The sequence below is a fragment of the Streptomyces sp. NPDC020747 genome, from assembly GCF_044334695.1.
Classification (GTDB): domain Bacteria; phylum Actinomycetota; class Actinomycetes; order Streptomycetales; family Streptomycetaceae; genus Streptomyces.
Map to the genome: position 1 here is coordinate 364,465 of NZ_JBIRTJ010000004.1, position 24,301 is coordinate 388,765.

Consider the following 24,301-nt stretch of genomic DNA (forward strand, 5'->3'; position numbering starts at 1 on the left):
CCGCCCCCCCCGCGGTCGGGGTGGGGGGGGGGGTGGGGGGGGGGGGGCGCCCCCCCCGGGGGGGGGGCCCCCCGCCGCGGGGGGGGGGGGGGGGCGCCCCGCCCCGGGGGGGCCCCCCCCCCCACGGCCCTGTTTCGCGTATGCCGCTGCCGTCATGGATGCGCGACAGCTCGGTCACGGAGTCACGACTCGTCGATAGGCCGGTAACGACAGGCGCAGAACGCGGGATGCGGACCGTTCACCTGGGTAAGCAGCCCGTTACCAGGCCGAACGTCCCGAAAAAAGCCCGCCGAGCGCCTCTGTCCGGTTGCGTCGTACCATTCCTAAAGTTGAAAGCAGGACATCCTGCTCCATGAACGGACCCACCTTGCACGATCCCCACGCCCCAGCCTCCTGGCGCATCGCTCTGCCGCACACCGCCGCGGCAGTGCCCGTCGCCCGTGCCCTGGTCCGTACAGCGCTCGCCGAACTGGAACACGCCGCCGACAGCGACACCGCCGAGCTGCTCACCGCGGAGCTGGTGGCGAACGCCGTGGAGCACACCAAGGGCGACAGGCCCATAGAGCTGGTCGTGGAGCTGCTGCCGACCGGCTGCCAGGTCGAGGTGCACGACCCGGACCCGTCCCCGCCCGGCGATCTCACGATCCCCGACCCGTTGGGCGAGCCCGACCCCTGGCAGGAGCACGGCCGCGGGCTGCTGCTGATCCGCGCCCTCAGCTCGTCGTGCGGACACCGCCCCACGGACTCCGGGAAGGCCGTCTGGTTCAGGCTGCCGGCGGTGCCGCACCAGCGGAACCCGCTGTAGCGACGGCATCACCCGTCGCGCCCCCTGAGCACACCCCTCGTACCCCGCGCGCCCCTCAGGCGAGGGTCGCCACCAGCACCGCCTTGATCGTGTGCAGCCGGTTCTCCGCCTCGTCGAAGACGACCGAGTGGGCCGACTCGAAGACCTCGTCGGTGACCTCCAGCGAGTCCAGACCGTGCCGCTCGTGGATGTCGCGGCCGACCTTGGTGCCCAGGTCGTGGAAGGCCGGAAGGCAGTGCAGGAACTTGACGTCCGCGTTGCCGGTGGCCCGCAGGACGTCCATCGTCACCGCGTACGGGCCGAGGGCGACGATGCGCTCGTCCCAGACCTCCTTGGGCTCCCCCATGGACACCCAGACGTCGGTGGCGACGAAGTCGGCCCCCGCGACGCCCTCCGCCACGTCCTCGGTGAGCGTGACCCGCGCCCCGCTGCGCACGGCGAGCTCGCGCGCCCGGTCGACGATCTCCTCGGCGGGCCAGTAGGCCTTCGGCGCGACGATCCGTACGTCCATGCCGAGCAGCGCGCCGGTGACCAGGTAGGAGTTGCCCATGTTGAAGCGCGCGTCGCCGAGGTAGGCGAAGGCGGTCCGGTTCAGCGGCTTGGTGGTGTGCTCGGTCATCGTGAGGACGTCGGCGAGCATCTGGGTCGGGTGCCAGGCGTCGGTCAGACCGTTGTAGACCGGCACGCCCGCGTGGGCGGCCAGCTCCTCGACACCCTCCTGGCTGTCCCCGCGGTACTGGATCGCGTGGAACATCCGGCCGAGCACCCGCGCGGTGTCCTTCACGGACTCCTTGTGTCCTATCTGCGACCCCGACGGGTCGAGGTAGGTGGTGGACGCGCCCTGGTCGGCGGCCGCCACCTCGAACGCGCAGCGCGTGCGCGTCGAGGTCTTCTCGAAGATCAGCGCGATGTTCCGGCCCCGCAGGTGCTGGGTCTCCGTCCCGGCCTTCTTCGCCGCCTTCAGCTCCGCGGCGAGCCCGATCAGACCGCGGAACTCCTCCTCCGTGAAGTCCAGCTCCTTCAGGAAGTGGCGGCCGGCGAGGGCGTACGGGACTGTCGCCATGGGGGCGCTCCAGGGTTACGTAAACAGGGACTCTTGGAATTCTATACGACGCTCCACATTTCTATACGGACTCATTTTCGAGACGTGGGCCTCACTTTCGAGACCCCGCGCCGACGCCGACGGCTAGCCGACCGGGTCCCGTACCACCGGACAGCTCATGCACCGCGGCCCGCCCCTCCCCCGCCCCAGCTCGCTCCCCGGGATCTCGATCACCTCGATGCCCTGCTTTCGCAGATGTGTGTTCGTGGTCTGGTTCCGCTCGTACGCGACGACGACGCCCGGCTCGACCGCGAGGACGTTGCAGCCGTCGTCCCACTGCTCGCGTTCGGCGGCGTGGACGTCCTGCGTGGCGGTCAGCACGCGGATCCGGTCGAGCCCCAGCGCGGCGGCGATCGCGCGGTGCATGTGCTCCGGCGGGTGGTCGGTGACCTTCAGCTCCTTGTCGCCGACGCCCGGTTCGATGGTGTACGAGCGGAGCATGCCGAGCCCCGCGTACTGGGTGAAGGTGTCGCCGTCGACCATCGTCATCACCGTGTCGAGGTGCATGAGGGCGCGCTTCTTGGGCATGTCGAGCGCCACGATCGTCTGCGCCGAACCGTTGGCGAACAGCTTGTGCGCGAGCATCTCCACGGCCTGGGGCGTCGTCCGCTCGCTCATCCCGATCAGCACGGCGCCGTTGCCGATCACCAGCACGTCCCCGCCCTCGATGGTGGACGGGTAGTCGGCCTGGCCCTCGGACCACACGTGGAACGTCTCGTCCTGGAACAGCGGATGGTGCCGGTAGATCGCCTCGAAGTGCACGGTCTCGCGCTGCCGGGCGGGCCAGCGCATGGCGTTGATGGAGACGCCGTCGTAGATCCAGGCGGAGGTGTCGCGGGTGAAGAGGTGGTTGGGGAGGGGGCCGAGGAGGAAGTCGTCGAGGTCCATGACATGGAAGCGCACGGAGGTCGGCTCCGGGTGTGCCTCCAGGAACTCGCGCTTGGTCATACCGCCGACCAGTGCCTCCGCCAGCTCGCCCGCGGGCAGCGCCTCGAAGGAGGCTCTGAGGTGGTCGGTGGCCAGTGGGCCGTACTCCTTCTCGTCGAAGACCCTGTCCAGGACGAGCGATCTGGCCGCCGGGATCGCCAGAGCCTCGGTCAGCAGGTCGCCGAAGAGGTGGACGGTGACTCCGCGGTCGCGGAGCACGTCGGCGAAACCGTCGTGCTCCGCGCGGGCCCTGCGCACCCACAGCACGTCGTCGAAGAGCAGGGCGTCCTTGTTGCTGGGGGTGAGCCTTTTGAGCTCAAGATCCGGCCGGTGCAGGATGACGCGGCGCAGCCGCCCGGCTTCGGAGTCGACGTGGAATCCCATGCCTCCATCCTGACCATTCGGCCGCGTGTTCACCCACCGAAGCGACGGAGTTCCTCAGGGGCTCCGCCCCCGAACCCCCGCTCCTCAAACGCCGGAGGGGCTGAATTCCAGCGGGGGTCTGGGGGCGGCAGCCCCCAGGGACGGGAACGGGAAGGGGCGGCGGGGGCGAAAAACTACAACCGCGGATCCACCGGCTCCGACTCCAGCGCCAGCACCCCGAACACAGCCTCATGGACCCGCCACAACGGCTCCCCCTCCGCGAGCCGGTCCAGGGCCTCCAGGCCCAGGGCGTACTCGCGCAGGGCCAGCGACCGCTTGTGGTTGAGGAACCGCCCCCGCAGCCGGTCGAGGTTCTCGGGACGCGTGTACTCGGGCCCGTAGATGATCCGGAGGTACTCCCGCCCCCGGCACTTGATCCCGGGCTGGACCAGCCGCCCGCTCCCGCCACGCACCACGGCCAGGTCGGGCTTGACGACCATGCCCTCGCCACCGCGGCCGGTCATCTCCAGCCACCAGTCGACACCGGCCCGCACCGACTCGGGATCACCCGTGTCGACGAAGAGACGCCGGGTGGTCTGCAGGAGCCCGGACGGGTCGTCCGCCACCAGCCGGTCGATCAGCGCGAGCTGCTCCTCGTGCGGCAGGGCCGCGAGACTCCGGCCCCGCACGGCGAGGATCTGGAAGGGCGCGAGGCGGACACCGTCGAGCCCGGACGTGGTCCAGCAGTAGCGCCGGTACGCGTCGGTGAAGGAGGCGGCGTCCACGGCCCGTTCCCGCTGCTTGACCAGCAGGTCCTGTACGTCGACACCACGCGCCGCGGCCCCTTCGAGCGCGGCCACGGCTCCTGGGAAGACGGCTCCGGCCGCCGCACCCACCGCGGCGTACTGCGAGCGCAGCAGCCCGGAGGCCTTGAGCGACCAGGGCAGCAGCTCGGCGTCGAGCAGCACCCAGTCCGTCTCCAGCTCCTCCCACAGACCCGCCTCGGTGACGGCGGCCCGTACCCGCCCGAGGATCTCCTCGGTGAGGGCGGAGTCGTCGAAGAAGGGGCGCCCGGTACGGGTGTACAGCGAGCCCGACACACCACCGCCCGCGCCGAACCGCTCGCGCGCGGTCTCCTCGTCCCGGCACACCAGAGCCACCGCCCGCGAACCCATGTGCTTCTCCTCACACACGACCCGCGCCACCCCGTCGGACTCGTACTGCGCGAAGGCCTCGACCGGGTGCTCCAGGTAGCCGTCCACCTTGGAGGTGGCGGTGGGCGCCATGGTCGGCGGCAGGTACGGCATCAGCCGCGGGTCCACGGCGAAGCGGCTCATGACCTCCAGGGCCGCGGCCGCGTTCTCCTCGCGTACGGAGACACGTCCGGCGTGCCGGGTCTCCACGACCCGGCGGCCGTGCACGTCAGCGAGGTCCAGCGGACGCCCCTCGTGTCCGCCGGGCGCCTCGGAGGCCAGCGGCTTGACCGGCTCGTACCAGACGCGCTCGGCCGGTACGTCGACGAGCTCGCGCTCCGGCCAGCGCAGCGCGGTGAGCTTGCCGCCGAAGACGGCACCGGTGTCCAGGCAGATGGTGTTGTTCAGCCAGGTGGCGTCCGGGACCGGGGTGTGGCCGTAGACGACGGCCGCCCGCCCCCGGTAGTCCTCGGCCCACGGGTAGCGCACCGGCAGCCCGAACTCGTCGGTCTCGCCGGTGGTTTCGCCGTACAGCGCGTGCGAGCGGACCCGGCCCGACGTACGCCCGTGGTACTTCTCGGGCAGTCCGGCGTGACAGACGACGAGCCGGCCGCCGTCGAGGACGTAGTGGCTGACGAGCCCGTCCACGAACTCCCGTACCCGCTGCTTGAACTCGTCGCTCTCGCCCTCCATCTGCTCGATGGTCTCGGCCAGGCCGTGGGTGTGCTGGACCTTGCGGCCCTTGAGGTGACGGCCGTACTTGTTCTCGTGGTTGCCGGGCACGCACAGCGCGTCGCCCGAGCCGACCATGGACATCACGCGGCGCAGGACGCCCGGGGTGTCCGGGCCGCGGTCGACGAGGTCGCCGACGAAGACGGCAGTACGGCCTTCCGGGTGCACGCCGTCCGCGTAGCCCAACTTGCCCAGCAGCGACTCCAGTTCGGAGGCACAGCCGTGGATGTCTCCGATGATGTCGAACGGTCCCGTGAGGTGGGTCAGGTCGTTGTACCGCTTCTCGGTGCGGACCTCGGCGCTCTCGATCTCCGCCACGCCCCGCAGGACGTGCACCTTCCTGAACCCCTCACGCTCCAAGTGCCGCAGGGAGCGCCGGAGTTCGCGGATGTGGCGCTGGATGACGCGGCGCGGCATGTCGGCGCGGTCGGTGCGCGAGGCGTTGCGCTCGGCGCACACCTCCTCGGGTACGTCGAGCACGACGGCGATGGGCAGCACGTCGTGGGTCCTGGCGAGGTCGATGAGCTGCTTACGGCTCTCCTGCTGCACGTTGGTCGCGTCGACGACCGTGCGCCGGCCCGCCGCGAGGCGCTTGCCCGCGATGTAGTGCAGGACGTCGAAGGCGTCGCCGCTGGCGCTCTGGTCGTTCTCGTCGTCGGCGACGAGGCCGCGGCAGAAGTCCGACGAGATCACCTCGGTCGGCTTGAAGTGCCTGCGGGCGAAGGTGGACTTGCCCGACCCGGACGCGCCGATCAGCACGACGAGGGACAGGTCGGTGACGGGCAGGGTACGAACCTTGTTGTCGGTGCTGGTCATGCGGCCTTCTCCTCCTTCGTGTTCTGGTCCTTCGTGTTCTGGGTGCTCACCGTGAAGACGGCCATCTGAGTCGGCGGCCCCACATCGGGGTCGTCCGGTCCGACCGCCACGAACTCCACGCCGTACCCGTGCCGTTCGGCCACCGTTCCGGCCCAGCCGCGGAACTCCTCGCGCGTCCACTCGAAGCGGTGGTCGCCGTGCCGGACATGGCCGGCGGGGAGGGTCTCCCAGCGGACGTTGTACTCGACGTTCGGCGTCGTCACGATCACGGTCCTGGGGCGTGCCGAACCGAACACCGCGTACTCCAGGGCGGGCAGCCGCGGCAGGTCGAGGTGCTCGATGACCTCGCTCAGCACGGCGGCGTCGTACCCCTTGAGCCGCTTGTCGGTGTAGGCGAGCGAACCCTGGACGAGCTTGACGCGCCCGGACTGCCGCTCTCCCATCCGCTCCAGCTTGAGCCGCCGCGAGGCGATGGTGAGCGCACGCATCGAGACGTCCACACCGACGATCTCGGTGAACCGCGTGTCCTTGAGCAGTTCCTGCACCAACTGGCCCTGCCCGCAGCCCAGATCGAGGACCCGCGCGGCGTCGGCGGACTTCAGCGCGCCGACGATCGCGTCCCGCCGCTGTACCGCGAGCGGTACGGGCTTCTCCTCCGTGTCCGTCTGCTCGTCGACGGCGTTGTCGATCTCCTCGACCGCGCTGTCGTCCGTCTCGGCGAGCCGTACGAGTTCGAGGCGCTCCATGGCCTCCCGGGTCAGCGACCAACGGCGGGACAGATAGCGGCTGGTGATGAGCTTCTGCTCCGGGTGGTCCGGCAGCCAGCCCTCCCCGGCCCGCAGCAGCTTGTCGACCTCGTCGGACGACACCCAGTAGTGCTTGGCGTCGTCGAGCACCGGCAGCAGGACGTACAGATGCCGCAGCGCGTCGGCCAGCCGCTGCTCACCCTCCAGTACGAGGCTCACGTACCGCGAGTCGCCCCACTCGGGGAACTCGGTGTCCAGCGCCACCGGTTCGGCACCCACCGTCCAGCCGAGCGGCTCGAACAGCGCCCGTACGAGGCCGGCGCCGCCGCGGGCCGGCAGTGCGGGCACCTCGACGCGCAGCGGCAGCGGGCGTGCGGGCAGCTCGGGCTTCGCCTTGCAGGTGCCCTTCATCGCGCTGGAGAACACACTGCTCAGCGCCACGGCGAGCAGGGACGAGGCGGCGTACGGCCGGTCGTTGACGTACTGCGCGAGGGCCGCGTCCGGGGCCCCGCCACGGCCCTTGCCCTTGCCGCGCCGGACCAGTGCCACCGCGTCGACCTCCAGCAACAGCGCCGCCGTACAGCGCTCCACGCCCGCCTCGGGGTAGACGACATGCGCCTTGCCGTAGGAGGTGGAGAACGCCAGCGCGTTGTCTGGATGCTTGTGCAGCAAGTAACCGAGGTCGGTCGCGGGGCGTTCTGGGGTGCCGGTGGTACTGATCGTCAGGAACACGGTGGTCTGCCTCGAAACGTCTTTCAGAACCGCTTCTGAACTGCGGAAATCGGGGGTGCCGCCGTCCGGCACCGTGCACAACGTACAGCGATTCCCTCCGGCGAAGTCACGCATTTTCCGTCCTCCGCGTACGGCGTCCGGGCCGATCGGACCGGACACCTGGCCGGTCGGACCGGGAGCTTGGCCGGTCGGCCGACGCCGTCGCGTGCGGTGTCCGTCTAACGTCGGTCTCGTCCGGCCACCGCAGCAGCCCGAGGGGAACGTTCGATGCACCAGCGACCGACGACCGAAGCACACACCGATGCCGGCGCCATGGCCGGATCGGCCGGCGTGCCCGTGGAGTTCGAGCTCGACGTCCTGGAGCTGTTCATGGAGGCGATGCGCAGCGCGGTCAGGTACGAGTCGTCGGCCGTGGGCACCGAGAACCTGCTGTCCGCGCTGGTGATGGGGGAGACGGACGCCGGTGCGGCGATAGCCCCCGGGATACGGAAGCCCGGCTCGCTCAGCGGCCTGGTGTCGGGCCGCGCCGGGACCGGTGGGGCGGCCTGGGCGAACGACGACGGGGACGGCGGCACTTCGGTGGACGCCACCGACGAGGACGAGGCCGAGGTAACCGCCGCCTGGCGCGAGGCACAGTGGCGCCTCCGGCTTGCGGCCGACCAGTCGCGCGGCTCGCGCAAGGCGAAGGAACCGGCCGACGAGAACGACCGGCCGCTGCCCGGGATGACCTACGCGACGCGGACGTGCCTGCTGCTGGCGCTCACGTCCGCCCGCGCCGAGGGAACGGTCTCGGTGCGCTGCCGGCACGTGGCGCGGGCCCTGCTGAACCTGCCGGCGAGCCGGGCCCGGGAAGCACTGGTCGTGGAGAAGCTGGACCTGGCCGCCGCGGCCACGGCACTCGACGCACTGGACGCGAAGGCCTCGGCGGAGACCGAGGGACCGGAATCCCGTGGCGTCCTGCTTCTCCGCCGCGCCGGCACGCTGGGCAAGAGCGGCAACCGTCTGTCCCGCGCGATCGCGTCGTGGACCGCCGGGTCGTCCATCTACGGCTCACCGGTGATGTTCGCGGTGAGCGTCGAGGCCGCACGGCAGGCGGCTCGGTGCGGGCGCGGCAAGGCGGAGCCCGTGGACCTCCTGCTGGGAATCCTGGCCCTGGACCGGGCCCTGGCCGTTGCCGGACGGTCGCTGCCCGAGGATCTGGCATCCGTCAGCACGGCCGCCGAAATCCTGCGCCGGCACGGCGTTCGGCACGGGTCCCTGGCCCGTTCGGCGACCATCGGCACGCCGGTCGGCGGCGTCGACCAGACACGTCTCACCGACTCCGCCAAGCAGGCCAGGGCGACCGCGCAGCTCATCGCCGCCGAGCAGGGCTCGCCCACGGTCGGTACGGTCCACCTGCTGGCGGCACTGCTCCAAGCACCCGCGGTCGACGCGGAGACGGGGGGCGCGGAGGCCGGGGACGCTGAGACGCGGGACGAGGGCCTGACGGTCGGACGGCTGCTGGCCGCCGAGCGCGTGGACATCGCCGCGTTGCGGGCGGAGCTGGGTCCGCGGTCGGGCGCATGACATCGAGGGGCGCCGAGCCGCGGCCTTCCGCGCCGCGGCTACCGTTCCCTCCGGCGGATCCGTGGTGCCGGAGGCAGAGACGAACATGAGTCGAGTGACCGAAGAGGAACAGCAGTTGCCCGTGCCTCCGGGGCACGGACCGAGCGGCGCGGCACGCCGACTGCGCCGTGAGGCGGCCGAGATCAGCGCCGCGCTACGGGCCACTCCACGTCGTACGGTCCTGGCCGAGGCACTGGTGTGCGCCCTCACGGCGGCCTTCGGGCTGATCCCGCTGCTGCTGATACCCCCGGACCGGCCGGTTCTCGCGGTACTCGAGGCGTTGTGGGCGGTGCTGCTCGTCGCCGCGCGGCGCGGCCGGCCGGTCGCCGCGGTCCTGTGCGCCTTTCCGCTGGTGATGGGTGCCAACGTATGGGTGCTGGCGGTGGTACCGCTGATCGTGCTGTCCGCCACCCGCCGTATCGCGCCGCCCCGGCGTGCGTGGCGGATCGTCGGGGTGGCCTGCGCCGCGCTCGCCGGACTGACCGTCGCCGCGGGTCTGCTCCGGTGGGAGACCCTGCCGATGAAGCTGGCGGAGAACGCCGTCTCCGCCGTACTCCTCCTGCTGCTCCCCACCCTGGCCGGCACCATGCTGGGCCGACGACGGCCCATGGTGGACCTGCTGCGGGAGCGCAACTCCTACCTGGAGCAGACCCGCACGCTCACCGACGCGGCGGCCCGGCTGGAGGAACGGACCCGGATCGCACGGGAGATGCACGATCTCCTGGGCCACCGGCTGAGCCTGATCTCGGTGCACGCCGGGGCGCTGGAACTCGCCGCCGCGCGCCAGGCCCCGCCCCTGGTCGGACAGGTGGAGCTGCTGCGCACGACCGCGGGGACGGCCATGGACGAGCTGCGCGAGATCCTCGGCGTCCTGCGGCGCACGGACCTGTCGGACGACACCGGGACCGACCGGGGAACGTACGAGGACATCACCGCTCTGGTGGCGCAGTCCCGGCAGACGGGTGGCGGCCCGGTCGAGCTGGTCTGGTCGGTTCCCGACACCGTCGAGGTGGGTGCCCGGGTCCGTCAGGCGATCCACCGGGTGGTCCGCGAAGGACTGACGAACGTGCTGAAACACGCGTCGGGCGCACCGACCCTGGTGGAGGTCAGAGGCACGGACGCGGGGATCGAGGTGGACGTCACCAACGGGGTGCCGCGTCTGCCGGGCGACTCCCAGGGGGGAACGCGCAGCGGGCTGGCCGGACTTCAGGAGCGGATCTCGTTGCTCGACGGCACATTCGGGGCGGGCGCCCTGCCGGACGGCGGCTTCCGCGTGACGGCGTGGCTGCCGTCCCACACGGTCAGCACCGAGGCGGCTCGCCACGGACCTGTGCCCACGGCCTCGGAGCCCGGGGCCGCCCCCCTTCCGCATGTGCCCCGCCCTCCTTCCGGCGGCACCTGGCGGCCAGGGCCCAGCTCCCCGTTGTCGGCCGAGACCCTGACCTGGCCGCGCGTCCTCGGGGCCGGCTGCACGGCGGTGGTCGTGGTCCTGCCCACGGCGGGCTTCCTGATCGTCCTGCTGGTGTTGGCGGCCCTAAGATGAGGTGATGATCCGAGTCCTGGTCGCCGACGACGAAGCACTGATGCGCGTCGGAATCCGGCTGATCCTGGAGAACGCCGACGACATCGAGGTCGTGGCCGAAGCGGGCGACGGCCTGGAGGCCGCGGCGGCCTGCCGCGCCCAGGAGATCGACGTCGCCCTGCTCGACATCCAGATGCCGACCCGGGACGGCATCGCGGCGGCCGAGGACATCGCCCGGCTCTCGCCCGGTACGTGTGTGGTGATGCTGACGGCGTTCGGCGAGGAGGCGAGCGTGACGCGGGCCCTGCGGGCCGGGGCGAGCGGTTTCCTCCTGAAGGACACCGGTCCCGCCGAACTGATCCGCGCGGTGCAACTCGCCGCGAAGGGTGAGCCGGTCCTGGCGCCCCGGATCACGCGCCAACTGCTCGAACGGCACGTGCGGTCCGGCCGTGACACCGAGGCCGCGCTGCGCAGGACCGAGGAGCTGACCCCGGCCGAACGGGATGTCCTGCGGCTGCTCGGTACGGGCCTGTCCAACGCCGAGATCGCCGACCAGCTCTATATGAGCGCCGGCACGGTCAAGGCCCACATCAGCCGGATCCTGACCCGCACCGGCTGCGCCAACCGCGTCCAGGCGGCGGTCCTGGCCCATGACGCGGGGTTGCTGGCCGACTGCTGAGGCGGGGTCTTCGGTCCCCGTCACGGTCCGGGCCGAGGAGTTTCGTCGGCCCGTGACCGGGACGAGTCCGCGGCAGTCACCGTCCCGGCGGATCGCCGGAGCGCGGCGACCTCCCGGCTACCGCAGCTGGGACTGCACCTTGGAGGAGATCAGGTCCAGGTGGTCCAGATCGTCGAGGTCGAGGATCTGGAGGTAGGTCCGCTGGGAACCGATCTCCGCGTACCGGCCGATCTTTTCGACGACCTCGTCCGGGGTACCGGCCAGCCCGTTCGCCTTCAGCTCATCCACCTCGCGGCCGATCGCTGCGGCGCGGCGGGCGACCTCCGCGTCGTCCTTGCCCACACAGGCGACGAGCGCGTTGGAGTAGACGAGGTCGGTGCCCTTGCGGCCGGTCGCCTCCGCCGCCGCCCGCACCCGGCCGAACTGGCGCTCGCTGTCCTCGATCGACGCGAACGGCATGTTGAACTCGTCGGCGTAACGGCCCGCGAGGCGCGGGGTACGGGTGGCGCCGTGGCCGCCGATGAGCACCGGCACCTTGGGCTGTGCGGGCTTGGGCAGCGCGGGCGAGTCGGTGAGCTGGTAGTACGTGCCGTCGAAGCTGAAGGTCTCGCCGACCTTCGTCTCCCACAGCCCGGTGACGATCGCCAGCTGCTCCTCCAGGCGGGCGAACTTCTCCTTGGGGAAGGGGATGCCGTACGCCTTGTGCTCCTCCTCGAACCAGCCCGCGCCCAGGCCCAGTTCGACACGGCCGCCGGACATCTGGTCGACCTGGGCGACCTGGATCGCCAGGACGCCGGGCAGGCGGAACGTACCGGCGGTCATCAGTGTGCCGAGGCGGATGCGCTTGGTCTCGCGGGCGAGTCCGGCGAGGGTGATCCAGGCGTCCGTGGGGCCCGGGAGGCCGTCCGCGGACCCCATACGGAGGTAGTGGTCGGAACGGAAGAACGCGTCGAAACCAAGGTCTTCGGTGGCCTTGGCGACAGCGAGAAGGGTGTCGTAGGTGGCGCCCTGCTGGGGCTCGGTGAAGATTCGAAGATCCATGCCTCCATCCTGCACGGTCGAACGTCGGTCAACCTCATCGGTCCCGCCGGTCCTCCGTGTCCACGGTCGGGTGAAAATCCGTCAACCGTGTGCGTGGGGTGAGACCGGGCCAGTGACCCGTCTGGGCGGTGATCGTTGGCTCGGGCGGAGCCGGACCGCCCGGCACCCGTCGCCGGCGGTCGGCCGGTGTGTTGCTGGTTCTCCCCGTGGGGAGGGCGAAGGCCGAGGAGGCCGTCATGTCCCAGGAAGCCGTTCCGTCGTCGCAGCCCAAGGGGTTGCTGCAGCAGATGGAGGAGCTGATGGCGGCGCTCAACGCGGATCTGTCGCAACTCGACGCGGATTTCCAGCAGTCGGCGGAGCGCCCGGCCCCGGCTTCGGCCGACGGGTCCGACCGCACCTGATCTTTTTCGCCCCCGCCGCCCCTGCCCATTCCCGTCACTTACTCGGGGGCCGGCCCCCGAACCCCCGCTCCTCAAACGCCGGAGGGGCTGACTATTAGCCCGTCCGGCGTTTGAGGACGAGCGCGTCAGCGCGATGCGGGGGTCCGGGGGCGCAACCCCCAGGGACGGGACGGGAAGCGGCGGCGGGGGCGAGAAACCCCCCTACCCCGCCGCCGCCCCCTGATCCCGTACCGCGAGTCTTCGGAGCATCTCCAGTACCCGGTCCCGGGACTCGTCCGCCGCGTCGATCGCTTCCATGCACTGCCAGTACGTCCCCTCGTCGCTGGCCGCGCAGGCTATCCCGACGAGGGCTATCCCGACCTCGCCGAGCAGCCCGCCGAGGTCGAGGAGAGCGACGCGCGCATCGCCGAGCTCGGTGAGCTGGGCGGCCCGCAGCCTCCTCACATCGTGCACCGGCGTGTTCAGCACCCCGCACCCCCGCCCCGCCAACTCGGTCAACCCCAGCGCCTCGCCCCGTAATTCGGGCGGCCCGGACACCGCCAGCCGACTGCCTATCGCCTGGGCGAGGGCCTGCGCCTGCCACGCCTCCGCCATGATTCCGGGAGCATCCGAGCTCCCCATCAGGGCGCACCTGCTCGCGCCGATGAGCCGCACCGCGTCCATGCGCTGACCCCGTCTGTCCCGACGCGCTCTTCACACGCCTGCCCGAACTCCGCCTGTCCACTACCCAGAGTGAAGTGCATCGGGACGAAAAGCCAGAGGAAGCCTGAAATCTGTGGACACGGAATTGATTGTGGACAGATCAATAACTCCGGAGAGTGACAATCGGGGTCTTCAAGTCCCTTTTCGAAGGCTCTTCATGGGCGCCAGGCGGGCAACAAGCGGGCAGCAATCGGGCGACAAGCGGACGGTCACGACCCCTCCCCCACCGGAAACCTCCGTTCATTCCGGTCGATCTTCGCATCGAGCGCCGCAAGGGCATCGATACCGAGCACCTCGCACACCTGCAGCAAGTACGCGAGCACGTCAGCGACTTCGTCCGTCACACGCGGGGCCCGCTCCGGGTCGTCCATCACGCGGGCCGACTCCTCGGGCGTCAACCACTGGAAGATCTCGACGAGTTCGGACACCTCCACGCTGAGCGCGGCGACGAGGTTCTTGGGCGTGTGGTACTGCTGCCAGTTCCGCGCCGCCGCGAACTCGGCCAGCCTGCGCTGCAACTTCGGCACATCAAGTTCGGTCACGCTTCAAGGTCTACCACCGTGACGCCGCCCACCCCGGCCGCCCAGGACGCGTCACTCACGGCCCCCACCAGCCGGATGTGCCCGCGCTCGCACATCCGCGCCGCCAGCCGGACGAGCCCCTCCCGCTGCCGTACGTCCAGATCGCGGTCGAAGCCGTCGGCGAGGACGGTGAGCGTCTGCAGTGCCGCGGGCACCTCTCCCGCAGTGTCGACCTCAAGCACGCCGGGCCCGGTGAGCAGCACCAGGGACAGCGCGAGGTACCTCAACTCCCCGTCCCCCAGCCGTCCGAGCGGTGTGCGCAGTCCGTCGCCCCGGTCCAGCAGCGCCCGGACCGTCCCGTCGATCCCGCCGACCGGCCGCTCGGCCAGCAGGTCGAGGACCGGTCCCGCGCATCCCGCGCGCACCGCGTCGACCAGCAGCCCGTGCCGACGCCCGCACTCCGACCGCGTACGCCACAGCACTTCGGCGAGGTTGCCACAGCCGCGCAGCAGCCGTCCCGCGCCGAGCGGCACCGCCGTGCGCATCGAGCGGGGCAGCGGATCGCAGGCGAAGACCGACCGCAGGGCGACCACCATCTGCTCGGCGGCGGCCAGGACTTGGCGCTGGCCGTCCGTCTTCCCGGCGACGCGGAGCGGCAGGAGCGGCGTACCGAGACGGTCGTCGGGCAGCGGCGCCCGGGTCACCGGGGACGCGCCCGCCGTGTGCCAGGCCGCCTGCACTGAACGCCGGCTCGGGTCGCGCAGCGCGGTCTCCAGCAGGGTCAGCCCGCCCGCCGTCAACCGCTCGCCCACGATGCGCAGTTCGGGCTCGGCCTGCACGGCGACGTCGAGCCGTACGGGACCCTCGGGGCCGTCCGCCGTACAGCCGATGCGGAAGCCGCGCCGCCGCTGGGCGTCGGGGCGTGCCTGCTCGGGCACGCACGCGACCGGGTCGGGGAACACCTCGTCCAGTTCGGCGCCGCCGCCGAGTCTGGCGAGTGCCTCGTACGCCCGCAGGGCACTGGATTTGCCGCTGCCGCTGGGTCCGGCGAAGAGGCTGAGCGGTCCGAGCGGGAATCCGGCGCGGCGGTGCGCGGCGAACGCGGCGAGCCGCAGTTCGACGACGCTCGGCCGGTCCGGACGTGCCTCGGCCTGCGCGCGAGACCCGGGAGATGACGCGGTCATATCCGGACGGTAGGGCTCCGCGACCAGGCGGAACCGTTTCGTCCGCGAAACCTTCCTACGAACGGGGGACCCGATCGAGGGTCGACACCCCCGACCGTCAGGAATCACCCCCGCGGGATCGCACCCCGCGCGTCACATTCCGGGAATCCCAGCCCCCTCCATCAGCCCCCGCACCTCGGTTCCCGGCGGCGTGAGCAGGAAGACGTTCCGGTCGACCCGGTGCATCCCGCTCGCGAGGCCGAAGACGACACCCGTACTGAAGTCGAGTACGCGCTTGGCGACGTCCGTCTCGGCGCTGGTGAGGTCCAGGAGGACCGGGATACCGGCCATCACGGTCTCGGCGACCTCGCGGGCGTCCGCGAAGATGCTGACCCGGAGCACCACGAAACGGCGCCGCGCCTCGGTCTCCGCCTCCGGTATCGACCTGTGGCCGACTGCCGAGGGCCAGGCGTCGCGACCACGCAGCGGTACGACCTGGGCGAGTCCTTCCCACTGTTCATCGGTGACGTCGTGGCGGTTCACCGGTTCCCCCCGACCTGACTCGCACTGATTGCCTGCACCGGGCAATTCTTGCGCATGATCACCCGTTCGGCCCAATGCGACACGGTCCGCGGCGGACCGGGCCCCCTCACACCTGGCCGACGGCGGCTGTGTGGCGCGTGTAACTCCTCATGATCGCGCCATGTGACACAGGCGTAACGGGCAATTCGTACGCTCATGGACCGAGGTTCCCCTCGGAGAGGCTCGGAAAGGCCGGAGAAAGGCAGCGTGTGAGCACCACCACCCCCACGTCGCAGGTGCGCACGGTCTGCTCGTACTGCGGTGTGGGCTGCGGCATGGTCCTCGACATCGGGATGGGCCCGGACGGACGGCGTACGGTCCTGAAGGCGTCCGGGGACAAGGCGCACCCCGCGAATTTCGGCCGGCTGTGCACGAAGGGTGCGACCACCGCCGACATGCTCGCCGCGCCGGGACGGCTGTCCACCGCCCTCGTACGGGACGACCGCGGGGCGGAGCCGGTGCCGGCGCCCGTGGACGCGGCGATCGCCGAGACCGCGCGGCGGCTGAGGGCGGTCATCGACGAGCACGGTCCCGACGCCTTCGCCTTCTATGTCTCGGGGCAGATGAGCCTGGAGGCCCAGTACCTGGCGAACAAGCTGGCCAAGGGCTTCGTACGGACGAACCAGATCGAGTCGAACTCGCGGCTGTGCATGGCGAGCGCGGGCGCCGGCTACAAGCTGTCGCTCGGCGCCGACGGGCCGCCCGGCTCGTACCAGGACTTCGAGAAGGCGGACGTCTTCCTCGTCATCGGCTCGAACATGGCGGACTGCCACCCGATTCTGTTCCTGCGGATGATGGACCGGGTGAAGTCGGCGGGCGCGAAGGTGATCGTCGTCGACCCGCGGCGTACCGCCACCGCCGACAAGGCGGATCTGTTCCTGCGGATCAGGCCGGGGACGGACCTGTCCCTGCTGAACGGGCTGCTCTACCTCCTCCACGAGAACGGGCACACGGATCCCGGCTTCGTCGCCGCCCACACCGAGGGCTGGGAGGCCATGCCCGGCTTCCTCGCCGACTACCGGCCCGCGGTCGTCGCGGAGACCACCGGCATCCCCGAGGACGACATCCGTGAGGCCGCGCGGCTGATCGGCGAAGCGGGCGAGTGGATGAGCCTGTGGACCATGGGGCTCAACCAGTCCACACACGGCACCTGGAACACGAACGCGCTGGTCAACCTGCATCTCGCCACCGGCGCGATCTGCCGCCCGGGGTCCGGTCCCTTCTCGCTCACCGGGCAGCCCAACGCCATGGGCGGCCGGGAGATGGGATACATGGGGCCCGGTCTGCCGGGGCAGCGGTCCGTGCTCGTCGACGACGAACGCGCCTTCGTCGAGGAGCTGTGGGAGCTGCCGCCCGACACCCTCCGCAAGGACGGGGTCGGCAAGGGCACGATCGAGATGTTCCAGAAGATGGCCGACGGCGAGATCAAGGCCTGCTGGATCATCTGCACCAACCCCGTCGCCTCGGTGGCCAACCGCCGGACCGTCATCGAGGGTCTTGAAGCCGCCGAGTTCGTCGTCACACAGGACGTCTTCGCCGAGACCGAGACCAACGCGTACGCCGATGTCGTACTCCCTGGCGCCATGTGGACCGAGACCGAGGGCGTCCTCATCAACAGCGAGCGCAACCTCACGCTCGCCCGCGCCGCCGTCGAACCGCCCGGCGAGGCACTCGCGGACTGGCGGCTCATCGCGCGGGTGGCCTGCGCGATGGGCTACGAGAAGGGGTTCTCGTACGAGAGCGCGGAGGAGATCTTCGAGGAGATCAAGCGCGCGTGGAACCCGAAGACCGGCTGGGATCTGCGGGGCGTGACGTACGAGCGGCTGCGGGAGACGTCCGTGCAGTGGCCGGCGGCGCGGGAGGACGGGGACGACCGGAATCCGATTCGGTACGTGGAGTCCGTGGGCGGGGGCTCCACGGATGGGGATTCCGAGGGCGTCGGCCGCGTGGGCGGGGACTCCGTGGACAGGGGCCCCGTTTTTCCCACTGCCAGTGGGCGGGCCGTGTTCCATGCCCGGCCGCATCTGCCCGCCGCCGAGATGCCGGACGACGACTTTCCCTTCGTGCTGAACACCGGGCGGCTTCAGCACCAGTGGCACACGCTGACCAAGACGGGGCGGGTGGCCAAGCTCAACAAGCTCGATCCCGGGCCGTTCGTGGAGGTGCATCCGCAGGACGCCGCGGCGCTCGGCGTGGCCGACGGTGACCGGGTCGAGGTCGCCTCGCGGCGGGGGCGGGCCGTGCTGCCCGCGGTGGTGACGGACCGGGTGCAAGTGGGGTGTCTGTTCGCGCCGTTCCACTGGAACGACCTGTTCGGGGAGTATCTGAGCGTCAATGCCGTCACCAGTGACGCCGTTGATCCTGTGTCGTTTCAGCCGGAGTTGAAGGTGTGTGCGGTTTCGGTGGTGAGGGTTTCCTCCCCCACCCCGCCCCTTCCCGAAAGCGGGGCGCTGCCCCGGACCCCGCTGGGGGCTCTGCTCCCGGGCCCCCGCTCCTCGAACGCCGGAGGGGCTGGAATTGCCAGTGGCTCCGGAGGGACCGAGATATCCGCGGCCGGTGCCTTCGGCCTCACCCCCGCCCCTCCCCCCGTCCTCACCGCCCAGGAACGCCAGTACCTCACCGGATTCCTCGCCGGGCTTCCCGCGGGCGCCCCCGGTGTGCCCGTGCTGCCGCCGGACGCGCCCTTCAGCCCGGACCATGCCCTGTGGGTGAACGGTGTCCTCGCCGGGATGTACTCGCGAGCGGCGGACACCTCTCGGGCCCCGGCCACTCCCCTCCGTGAAGTCGTCGTCCTCTGGGCCTCGCAGACCGGTAACGCCGAGGAGTTCGCGGTCGCGGCGGCCGAGCGGATCACCGCTTCCGGGCACCGGGCGACGCTCCTCGGGATGGACGACGCCGACCCTCGCGCGCTGCCGCCGGGGGCGGATCTGCTGCTGATCACGAGCACGTTCGGCGACGGCGACGCGCCCGACAACGGCTCCGGTTTCTGGTCGGCGCTGGCCACTTCCGAGTCGCCGCGCATGGACGGCGTGCGCTATGCCGTACTGGCCCTCGGCGACTCCTCGTACGACGACTTCTGCGGGCACGGCCGCCGACTCGACCTGCGGCTGGACGAGTTGGGAGGGGTGCGGCTCGCTCCGCGTACGGACTGCGAGCCGGACTACGAGCCCTCCGCACAGGCCTGGCTCGACCAGGTGCTCACCGCGCTCGTGCCCGGTCCCGGTCCCGGTCAGCGGGACGCTCCCGCACCGGCTCCGAGCGCGAGTGCAAGTGCTGGTGCTGGTGCTGTTGCTGGGTCTGGTGCGATTTCGCGCGCTACTGCGAGTGCGCCTTCGGTGTCGAGGAAGCCCGCCCCCGTCACCGCCCGGCTCACCGGCAACCGGCTGCTCAGCCTGCCCGGCGCGGGCAAGGAGGTCCGCCGGTTCACCTTCGACACGCGGGACAGCGAGACCCCACTGACGTACGAGGCCGGGGACGCGCTCGGTGTGCGACCGGTCAACTCCCCCGCCCTCGTGGGGGAATGGCTGAAAGTGGCCGGACTGGACGCCTCAACCACCGTGGATGTGAACGGAGTTGGCCACACCTCCCTCGCCGACGCACTGGGGCGCCATCTCGACATCACCAGGATCACCCCGGACCTGCTGCGCTTCGTGGCCGAACGGACCGGTGACAACCGGGAGTTGAAGAGGCTGCTGCGCCCGGACAACAAGGACGGGCTGGCCAAGTGGAGTTGGGGACGGCAGGCCGTCGACGTCATCGCCGAGCACCCCGTGCGAGCGAGCGCCCAGGAGTGGGCCGGGGTCCTGAAACGGCTCCAGCCACGCCTGTACTCCATCTCGTCCAGCCCGCTCGTCGACCCGCACCTCGTGTCGCTGACGGTGTCCGTCGTGCGGTACGAGAACCTCGGCGGACAGGTCCGGGGCGGTGTCTGCTCACCCTTCCTCGCCGACGCCGAACCGGACACGCCGGTACCGGTGTTCGTGCAGCGCTCCCCCTATTTCAAGCCCCCGGCGGACCCGGCGACCCCGATGGTGATGGTCGGGCCCGGCACCGGAGTCGCGCCCTTCGTCGGCTTCCTCCAGGAGCGGCGGGCCCTCGGCCACCGGGCGCCCAACTGGCTGTTCTTCGGCGAGCAGCACCGGGCCACGGACTTCTACTACGAGGACGAGCTGACGGGCTTCGTCGACGACGGCACCCTCACCCGTCTCGACACGGCGTTCTCCCGCGACCAGCGCGCCAAGGTCTACGTCCAGGACCGGATGCGCGAGCACGGACCGGAACTCTGGTCCTGGCTCCAGAGCGGCGCCCGCTTCTACGTCTGCGGTGACGCCTCCCGCATGGCCAAGGACGTCGACCGGGCCCTGCGGGACATCGCCGTCACGCACGGCGGCCTGAGCGAGACCGAGGCCGCCGGGTACGTGAAGCAACTCGCGGCGGACAAGCGGTACGTCCGGGATGTCTACTGACAGTCCGTCAGGAGCGGCCTCGGGTTGCTCTTACCGGCCTCACACCGGGCTCTTCACCTCCGTCGCTACGGCGCTCACCACCGCGTATTAGCTTCCGATGCCGTGTACGTGACAGAGACAAGGCCCTCGGCAGCCGGCCTGCGGACACCCGTGAAGGTGTCGTCGGCGGACGGGGCGCCCGCGCAGTGGCACCGGCTCCTGACCCTGCTCGCCGACATCGGCCTCTTCGTCGGTACGCGTCCGGTGTGGGCGCAGGCCGCGAGCCACCGTCCGCTCGTGGCGGCGGTCATCTCGCTCTGTTACGCGTCGATCCTCACGACCGGTGTCCTGGTCCTGGTGGTACGCCGCGGCCGTTCGCTCGCCCGGCTCGACCTGTGCGTCCTCGTCACGGCCGTCACGCTCACGCTCTGCGCGTACGCCATGGACCACGGCGGCAGCGACGAGGCCCTGCTCACCACCCAGGCCGCGCGGCAACTCGCCCACGGTCTCCCGGTGTACGGGCAGCCGTGGCCCGGGCTGTTCGGCCGCGGGGTGGCGCTCACGCCCACGGTCACCGGCGGCTACGACTTCACGTACGGCTATCCGCCCCTGTCCGTGCTGCTCACGGCGCCGTTCGTGGGGGTGGGGCACGGGGCGATGGCCGCGACGCTGGTGAGCACCGGTGCCCTGCTGGTCGGCGCGGTCGTCATGTGGTGGCTGCTGCCCGTGCCCTGGCGGTCCGCGGCCACTCTGGTGTGCCTGGGTTTCGGGCTGCTCCCCGACTACGCGCGGCTCGGCTATCCGGCGGTCGTCGCGCTGGCGCTGCTCGTGCCGGTGGTGGTGCGCTGGCCGGGCACGGGAGCGGGCGGTCGGCTCGGTCCCGCCGGTCTGACGCGGGCGGCGTGTCTGGGGGCGGCGTGCGCGGCGCAGCAACTGCCGTGGTTCCTGGCGCCGTTCCTGCTGGCCGGGATCTACGCCGTGCGCCGTGGCGAGCTGGGGCCTCGCGAGGCGGCCCGTGTCGTGGGCCGGTTCGTGGCGGTGGCCTCGGCGGTCTGGCTGCTGATCAACACGTACTTCATCGTGCGGCAGCCCCACGACTGGCTCTCCGGCATCGCGCTGCCCCTGACCCAGGGCGCGGTCGTCCACGGCCAGGGCCTCGTGGGCATCTCGCTCTACCTCACCGACGGCAGCGGCCGGCTGGTCTGGTACTCGTACGCGAGCCTGCTGCTTGCCGCGGCCCTGCTGGCGCTGTTCGTCCTGTTCGTACGGCGTCTCGGTCCGGCGGCGGCCGTGCTGCCCTGGTGCGCGTTCTATCTGGCGACGCGTTCCCAGGACGGGTACTACCTGCTGATGACACCGCTGTGGGTGGCGGCGGCCGTCACCGCGCCGCCCGCGCCGTTCGCGACGGCGTGGCAGCCGCGGCTCGGGCTCGGGCGACGCGCCCGGGCCGGGCTGAGCGCGCTGCTCCTGGCACCGGCCGCGATCGGCGTGACCGTCGCGGCGACGAGCGCGCCACCGCTCCGCATGACCGTGCTCGACGAACGCCCGGCCGGCCGCGCGGCCCTGGCCGACCTCACCGTGCGCGTCACCAACCTCGCCGACGACGACCTGCGGCCCCACTTCACCCTGACCACGGGGCAGGGCATGTCCCGCTACTGGTCGGTGGCCCGGGGCCCGGCCGTCCTCGCCCGCCACGCCTCGGCGACGTACGAACTCCGGCCGCCCACCGGTAAGTTCACGCTTCCCCGGCACGGTGTACGGATCCGGTTGCGGGCCTTCACGGGGGCGCCGATGACGCTGTCGAGCACGGACGTACGGGACGGGCCCTGACCGCAGGGGGCGCTGTTGGCGCCGTGGTCAGGCCTTGACCTCGGCCGTCTCGGGGGCGGTGTCCGGTACCGTGCCGGGCTGCGGCTCGACGGCCGCGTTCGGGACCGGGATGAAGAAGGCGAGGGCCGCGGCCACCAGGGCCACGGCGCAGCCGATCAGCATGGCGACCCGGAACCCGTCCTCGGACGGCAGGGCGAACCCGCCGAAGTCCGTGGTCATCTGGGCCAGGACCACCGCCATCACTGCGGCCGACACGGAGCTGCCGATCGAGCGCATCAGCGTGTTGAAGCTGTTGGCGGACGCGGTCTCCGACTGCGGCACCGCGCTCATGATCAGGGCGGGCATCGCACCGTACGCGAAGCCGACGCCCGTGCTGGCGACGATGGTCACGGCGAGCAGGCCCAGAGGTGAGTCGGAGCCGATCAGCGGCAGGGAGATGCCGTAGCCGAGAGAGATGATCAGGGCTCCGACGGTCAGGGTCGTCTTGGGGCCGCGGGCGGCCGAGACCTTGGCGCCGAACGGCGACATCACCATCATCATCAGGCCGCCCGGTGCCATCCACAGGCCCATGGCCAGCATCGACTGGCCGAGCCCGTAGCCGGTGGCCTCGGGCAGCTGGAGCAGTTGGGGCATGACCAGCGACTGGGCGTACATCGAGAAGCCGACCAGGATCGAGGCGATGTTCGTCATCAGCACCTGCGGGCGGGCGGTCACACGGAGGTCGACCAGCGGCTCACGCGTCCGCAGCTCCCACCAGCCCCAGGCCAGCAGGACGACGACCGCGGTGCCGAGCAGTCCGAGGGTGGTGCCGCTTCCCCAGCCCCAGTCGGCGCCCTTGGAGACGCCGAGGAGCAGACAGACGAGCGCGACGCCCAGGCCGGCCGCGCCGAGCAGGTCGAAGCTGGTGCCCGCGTTGGTGTTCGCCCGGCCGACGGGCACGACGAACCAGATCAGGGTGCCGACCGCGAGGGCCAGGGCCGCTACGACCCAGAACAGCACGCGCCAGCTGGTGTTCTCGGCGATCGCCGCGGAGAACGGCAGACCGAGCGCACCACCGACGCCCATGGACGCGCTCATGATCGCGATGGACGAGCCCAGCTTCTCCGCGGGCACCGTGTCGCGCAGGAGGCTGATGCCCAGAGGCACCACGCCCATGCCGAGGCCCTGCAGACCGCGTCCGGTGATCATCGGAATCACCGAGGAGGACAGGGCGCAGACGACCGAGCCCACGACGAGCGGGATCAGCGAGACCAGGAGCATCCGCCGCTTGCCGTACATGTCACCGAGGCGTCCCGCGACGGGCGTCGCCACCGCCGCGGCCAGCAGCGTGGCGGTGATCACCCACGAGGCGTTCGAGGCGCTGGTCCCGAGCAGCTCCGGCAGGCCGCCGATCAGCGGCACGACCAGCGTCTGCGTGAGCGCGGCCACGATGCCCGCGAAGGCGAGGATGCCGATGACACCGCCTGAGCGGGACTCGGCCTTGGGATGGTCCACGGATACTCCCTCTTGCGCTCCCCCGGATCACGGCGGACGCGACGCACTGCACGACACTGCACGGCAGGAATGCGGCATGCATAGAATGTGCATCGTACATGTCTAATGCATCATGCATATTCGCATCGCATTACATCGCGGCGCCCGCGCGAGGCAATGCGATGCGGCGTCACGACGTGGCGCACCTGGCCGCGTCTCGCCGCACCGCGTCGCATCTCGTCGCACCGCACCGCGTCATATCTCGTCACACCACACCGCACGAACCAGGAGACGCCCCTCCCCAGCAGGACCAGCACGCCGATCCAGGAATCCAGGAGCCGAGGAACCCCCGCATGGACAAGCCGACATCCCTGATCGAGTTCGAGGCCATGCTGCTCGGGCGCCACATCCACCTGCTCACCCCGCAAGCACGAGGCCTGCACGGGCGGCTCGACCGCAGCGCCTATCTGCTGCTCAGCCGCATCCGGGCGGAGGGACCGATGTCCATCGGCCGGCTCAGCGCCGCCTTCGGTCTGGACGTCTCCACCCTCAACCGGCAGACCGCCGCCATGCTGCGGGCCGGTGTCGTCGAGCGCATCCCCGACCCGGACGGGGGCGTCGCCCGCCAGTTCGCCATCACCGCGGAGGGCGAACGACGGCTGACCGCCGACCGCGCCGAGAACGTCCGGGGGCTGGAGAAGGTGGTGGCCGACTGGACGCCCGAGGAGGTCGCCGAGTTCGCGGCCCTGCTCGGCCGCCTGAACCGCGACGTCGAACGCCACGACGGGCGACCCTGGCCGCGGAGTTGAGACCGGGGCTCGCGTGAGGGCCGGGGGGGGCCGCATCCAGCTTCCGACCCCCACGGGAGTCCGACTCCGCATCCGCCACGGCCCAGGTGCGCCCCCCAGAGGCCCGACCCGC

The 24,301-nt window shown here is 71.2% G+C and carries 18 protein-coding genes; 8 read left to right on the forward strand and 10 right to left on the reverse strand.

Features of this window, described 5'->3' with window-relative positions; genetic code table 11:
- The first annotated feature begins 352 nt into the window (after positions 1–352).
- Entirely contained in the window at positions 353–805 is a 453-nt protein-coding gene (locus tag ACH4YP_RS14350; protein WP_398490735.1) for an ATP-binding protein, read from the forward strand.
- A gap of 55 nt (positions 806–860) precedes the next feature.
- Here ACH4YP_RS14350 and argF read toward each other — a convergent pair whose 3' ends face one another.
- The 4 genes from argF to ACH4YP_RS14370 form a co-directional block, all read right to left on the reverse strand.
- Positions 861–1,868: an ornithine carbamoyltransferase gene (gene argF / locus ACH4YP_RS14355; protein WP_398490736.1), complete on the reverse strand. Its 1,008-nt coding sequence runs from the start codon at positions 1,866–1,868 to the stop codon at positions 861–863.
- Between the two features lie 123 nt (positions 1,869–1,991).
- Positions 1,992–3,218 carry an arginine deiminase gene (locus ACH4YP_RS14360; RefSeq protein ID WP_398490737.1) on the reverse strand — a complete coding sequence of 409 codons (1,227 nt, stop codon included), beginning with the start codon at positions 3,216–3,218 and terminating at the stop codon, positions 1,992–1,994.
- A 173-nt stretch (positions 3,219–3,391) separates the two neighbouring features.
- Entirely contained in the window at positions 3,392–5,938 is a 2,547-nt protein-coding gene (locus ACH4YP_RS14365) for a polynucleotide kinase-phosphatase (protein WP_398490738.1), read from the reverse strand.
- The gene (locus tag ACH4YP_RS14370; RefSeq protein WP_398490739.1) at positions 5,935–7,416 is read right to left on the reverse strand and encodes a 3' terminal RNA ribose 2'-O-methyltransferase Hen1; all 1,482 of its coding nucleotides are present in this window, start codon (positions 7,414–7,416) and stop codon (positions 5,935–5,937) included. Before ACH4YP_RS14370 ends, ACH4YP_RS14365 begins: the two co-directional genes overlap by 4 nt.
- 267 nt (positions 7,417–7,683) lie before the next feature.
- Here ACH4YP_RS14370 and ACH4YP_RS14375 point away from each other — a divergent pair, with 267 nt between their 5' ends.
- From ACH4YP_RS14375 to ACH4YP_RS14385, 3 genes are all read left to right on the forward strand, one after another.
- Positions 7,684–8,982 carry a hypothetical protein gene (locus tag ACH4YP_RS14375; RefSeq protein WP_398490740.1) on the forward strand — a complete coding sequence of 433 codons (1,299 nt, stop codon included), beginning with the start codon at positions 7,684–7,686 and terminating at the stop codon, positions 8,980–8,982.
- Positions 8,983–9,076: 94 nt separating this feature from the next.
- Positions 9,077–10,564, forward strand: coding sequence for a sensor histidine kinase (locus tag ACH4YP_RS14380; RefSeq protein WP_398490741.1), 1,488 nt, complete (start codon positions 9,077–9,079; stop codon positions 10,562–10,564).
- 4 nt (positions 10,565–10,568) lie between these two features.
- The gene (locus ACH4YP_RS14385; protein ID WP_361072318.1) at positions 10,569–11,222 is read left to right on the forward strand and encodes a response regulator transcription factor; all 654 of its coding nucleotides are present in this window, start codon (positions 10,569–10,571) and stop codon (positions 11,220–11,222) included.
- A 117-nt stretch (positions 11,223–11,339) separates the two neighbouring features.
- On the opposite strand, the gene ACH4YP_RS14390 is transcribed toward ACH4YP_RS14385, so the two are convergent.
- Entirely contained in the window at positions 11,340–12,263 is a 924-nt protein-coding gene (locus ACH4YP_RS14390; RefSeq protein ID WP_398490742.1) for an LLM class F420-dependent oxidoreductase, read from the reverse strand.
- A 236-nt stretch (positions 12,264–12,499) separates the two neighbouring features.
- On the opposite strand from ACH4YP_RS14390, the gene ACH4YP_RS14395 reads away from it, so the two are divergent.
- On the forward strand, positions 12,500–12,664 hold the full coding sequence (locus ACH4YP_RS14395) for a hypothetical protein (protein ID WP_361072312.1): 165 nt from the start codon (positions 12,500–12,502) through the stop codon (positions 12,662–12,664).
- A gap of 201 nt (positions 12,665–12,865) precedes the next feature.
- Here the strand turns inward: ACH4YP_RS14395 and ACH4YP_RS14400 are convergent, their stop codons facing one another.
- The 4 genes from ACH4YP_RS14400 to ACH4YP_RS14415 form a co-directional block, all read right to left on the reverse strand.
- A complete protein-coding gene (locus ACH4YP_RS14400; RefSeq protein ID WP_361067504.1) occupies positions 12,866–13,327 on the reverse strand; it encodes a DUF6099 family protein in 462 nt (153 codons plus the stop codon).
- Between the two features lie 248 nt (positions 13,328–13,575).
- Entirely contained in the window at positions 13,576–13,908 is a 333-nt protein-coding gene (locus ACH4YP_RS14405; RefSeq protein ID WP_398490743.1) for a nucleotide pyrophosphohydrolase, read from the reverse strand.
- A complete protein-coding gene (locus tag ACH4YP_RS14410) occupies positions 13,905–15,071 on the reverse strand; it encodes an ATP-binding protein (protein WP_398490744.1) in 1,167 nt (388 codons plus the stop codon). Before ACH4YP_RS14410 ends, ACH4YP_RS14405 begins: the two co-directional genes overlap by 4 nt.
- A gap of 132 nt (positions 15,072–15,203) precedes the next feature.
- Positions 15,204–15,593, reverse strand: coding sequence for a cell division protein SepF (locus ACH4YP_RS14415; protein ID WP_361067495.1), 390 nt, complete (start codon positions 15,591–15,593; stop codon positions 15,204–15,206).
- Positions 15,594–15,907: 314 nt separating this feature from the next.
- Between ACH4YP_RS14415 and ACH4YP_RS14420 the strand changes: the two genes are divergently transcribed.
- Together ACH4YP_RS14420 and ACH4YP_RS14425 are read left to right on the forward strand one after the other, a co-directional pair.
- Positions 15,908–20,098 (forward strand): molybdopterin-dependent oxidoreductase, encoded by a 4,191-nt coding sequence (locus ACH4YP_RS14420; protein WP_398490831.1) that lies wholly within the window; start codon positions 15,908–15,910, stop codon positions 20,096–20,098.
- A 102-nt stretch (positions 20,099–20,200) separates the two neighbouring features.
- Positions 20,201–21,907, forward strand: coding sequence for a hypothetical protein (locus ACH4YP_RS14425; RefSeq protein ID WP_398490745.1), 1,707 nt, complete (start codon positions 20,201–20,203; stop codon positions 21,905–21,907).
- A 27-nt stretch (positions 21,908–21,934) separates the two neighbouring features.
- On the opposite strand, the gene ACH4YP_RS14430 is transcribed toward ACH4YP_RS14425, so the two are convergent.
- Positions 21,935–23,401 (reverse strand): MFS transporter, encoded by a 1,467-nt coding sequence (locus ACH4YP_RS14430; protein WP_398490746.1) that lies wholly within the window; start codon positions 23,399–23,401, stop codon positions 21,935–21,937.
- Positions 23,402–23,733: 332 nt separating this feature from the next.
- On the opposite strand from ACH4YP_RS14430, the gene ACH4YP_RS14435 reads away from it, so the two are divergent.
- Entirely contained in the window at positions 23,734–24,189 is a 456-nt protein-coding gene (locus ACH4YP_RS14435) for a MarR family transcriptional regulator (protein ID WP_361067487.1), read from the forward strand.
- Positions 24,190–24,301: the final 112 nt, after the last annotated feature.

What these genes read in the sequence shown, in the direction of transcription:
- ACH4YP_RS14395 (WP_361072312.1), top strand. Translation starts at nt 12,500, where the DNA reads ATGTCCCAGGAAGCCGTTCCGTCGTCGCAGCCCAAGGGGTTGCTGCAG.
- argF (WP_398490736.1), bottom strand. Translation starts at nt 1,868, where the DNA reads ATGGCGACAGTCCCGTACGCCCTCGCCGGCCGCCACTTCCTGAAGGAG.
- ACH4YP_RS14350 (WP_398490735.1), top strand. Translation starts at nt 353, where the DNA reads ATGAACGGACCCACCTTGCACGATCCCCACGCCCCAGCCTCCTGGCGC.
- ACH4YP_RS14375 (WP_398490740.1), top strand. Translation starts at nt 7,684, where the DNA reads ATGCACCAGCGACCGACGACCGAAGCACACACCGATGCCGGCGCCATG.
- ACH4YP_RS14420 (WP_398490831.1), top strand. Translation starts at nt 15,908, where the DNA reads ATGGTCCTCGACATCGGGATGGGCCCGGACGGACGGCGTACGGTCCTG.
- ACH4YP_RS14390 (WP_398490742.1), bottom strand. Translation starts at nt 12,263, where the DNA reads ATGGATCTTCGAATCTTCACCGAGCCCCAGCAGGGCGCCACCTACGAC.
- ACH4YP_RS14400 (WP_361067504.1), bottom strand. Translation starts at nt 13,327, where the DNA reads ATGGACGCGGTGCGGCTCATCGGCGCGAGCAGGTGCGCCCTGATGGGG.
- ACH4YP_RS14410 (WP_398490744.1), bottom strand. Translation starts at nt 15,071, where the DNA reads ATGACCGCGTCATCTCCCGGGTCTCGCGCGCAGGCCGAGGCACGTCCG.
- ACH4YP_RS14385 (WP_361072318.1), top strand. Translation starts at nt 10,569, where the DNA reads ATGATCCGAGTCCTGGTCGCCGACGACGAAGCACTGATGCGCGTCGGA.
- ACH4YP_RS14435 (WP_361067487.1), top strand. Translation starts at nt 23,734, where the DNA reads ATGGACAAGCCGACATCCCTGATCGAGTTCGAGGCCATGCTGCTCGGG.
- ACH4YP_RS14360 (WP_398490737.1), bottom strand. Translation starts at nt 3,218, where the DNA reads ATGGGATTCCACGTCGACTCCGAAGCCGGGCGGCTGCGCCGCGTCATC.
- ACH4YP_RS14365 (WP_398490738.1), bottom strand. Translation starts at nt 5,938, where the DNA reads ATGACCAGCACCGACAACAAGGTTCGTACCCTGCCCGTCACCGACCTG.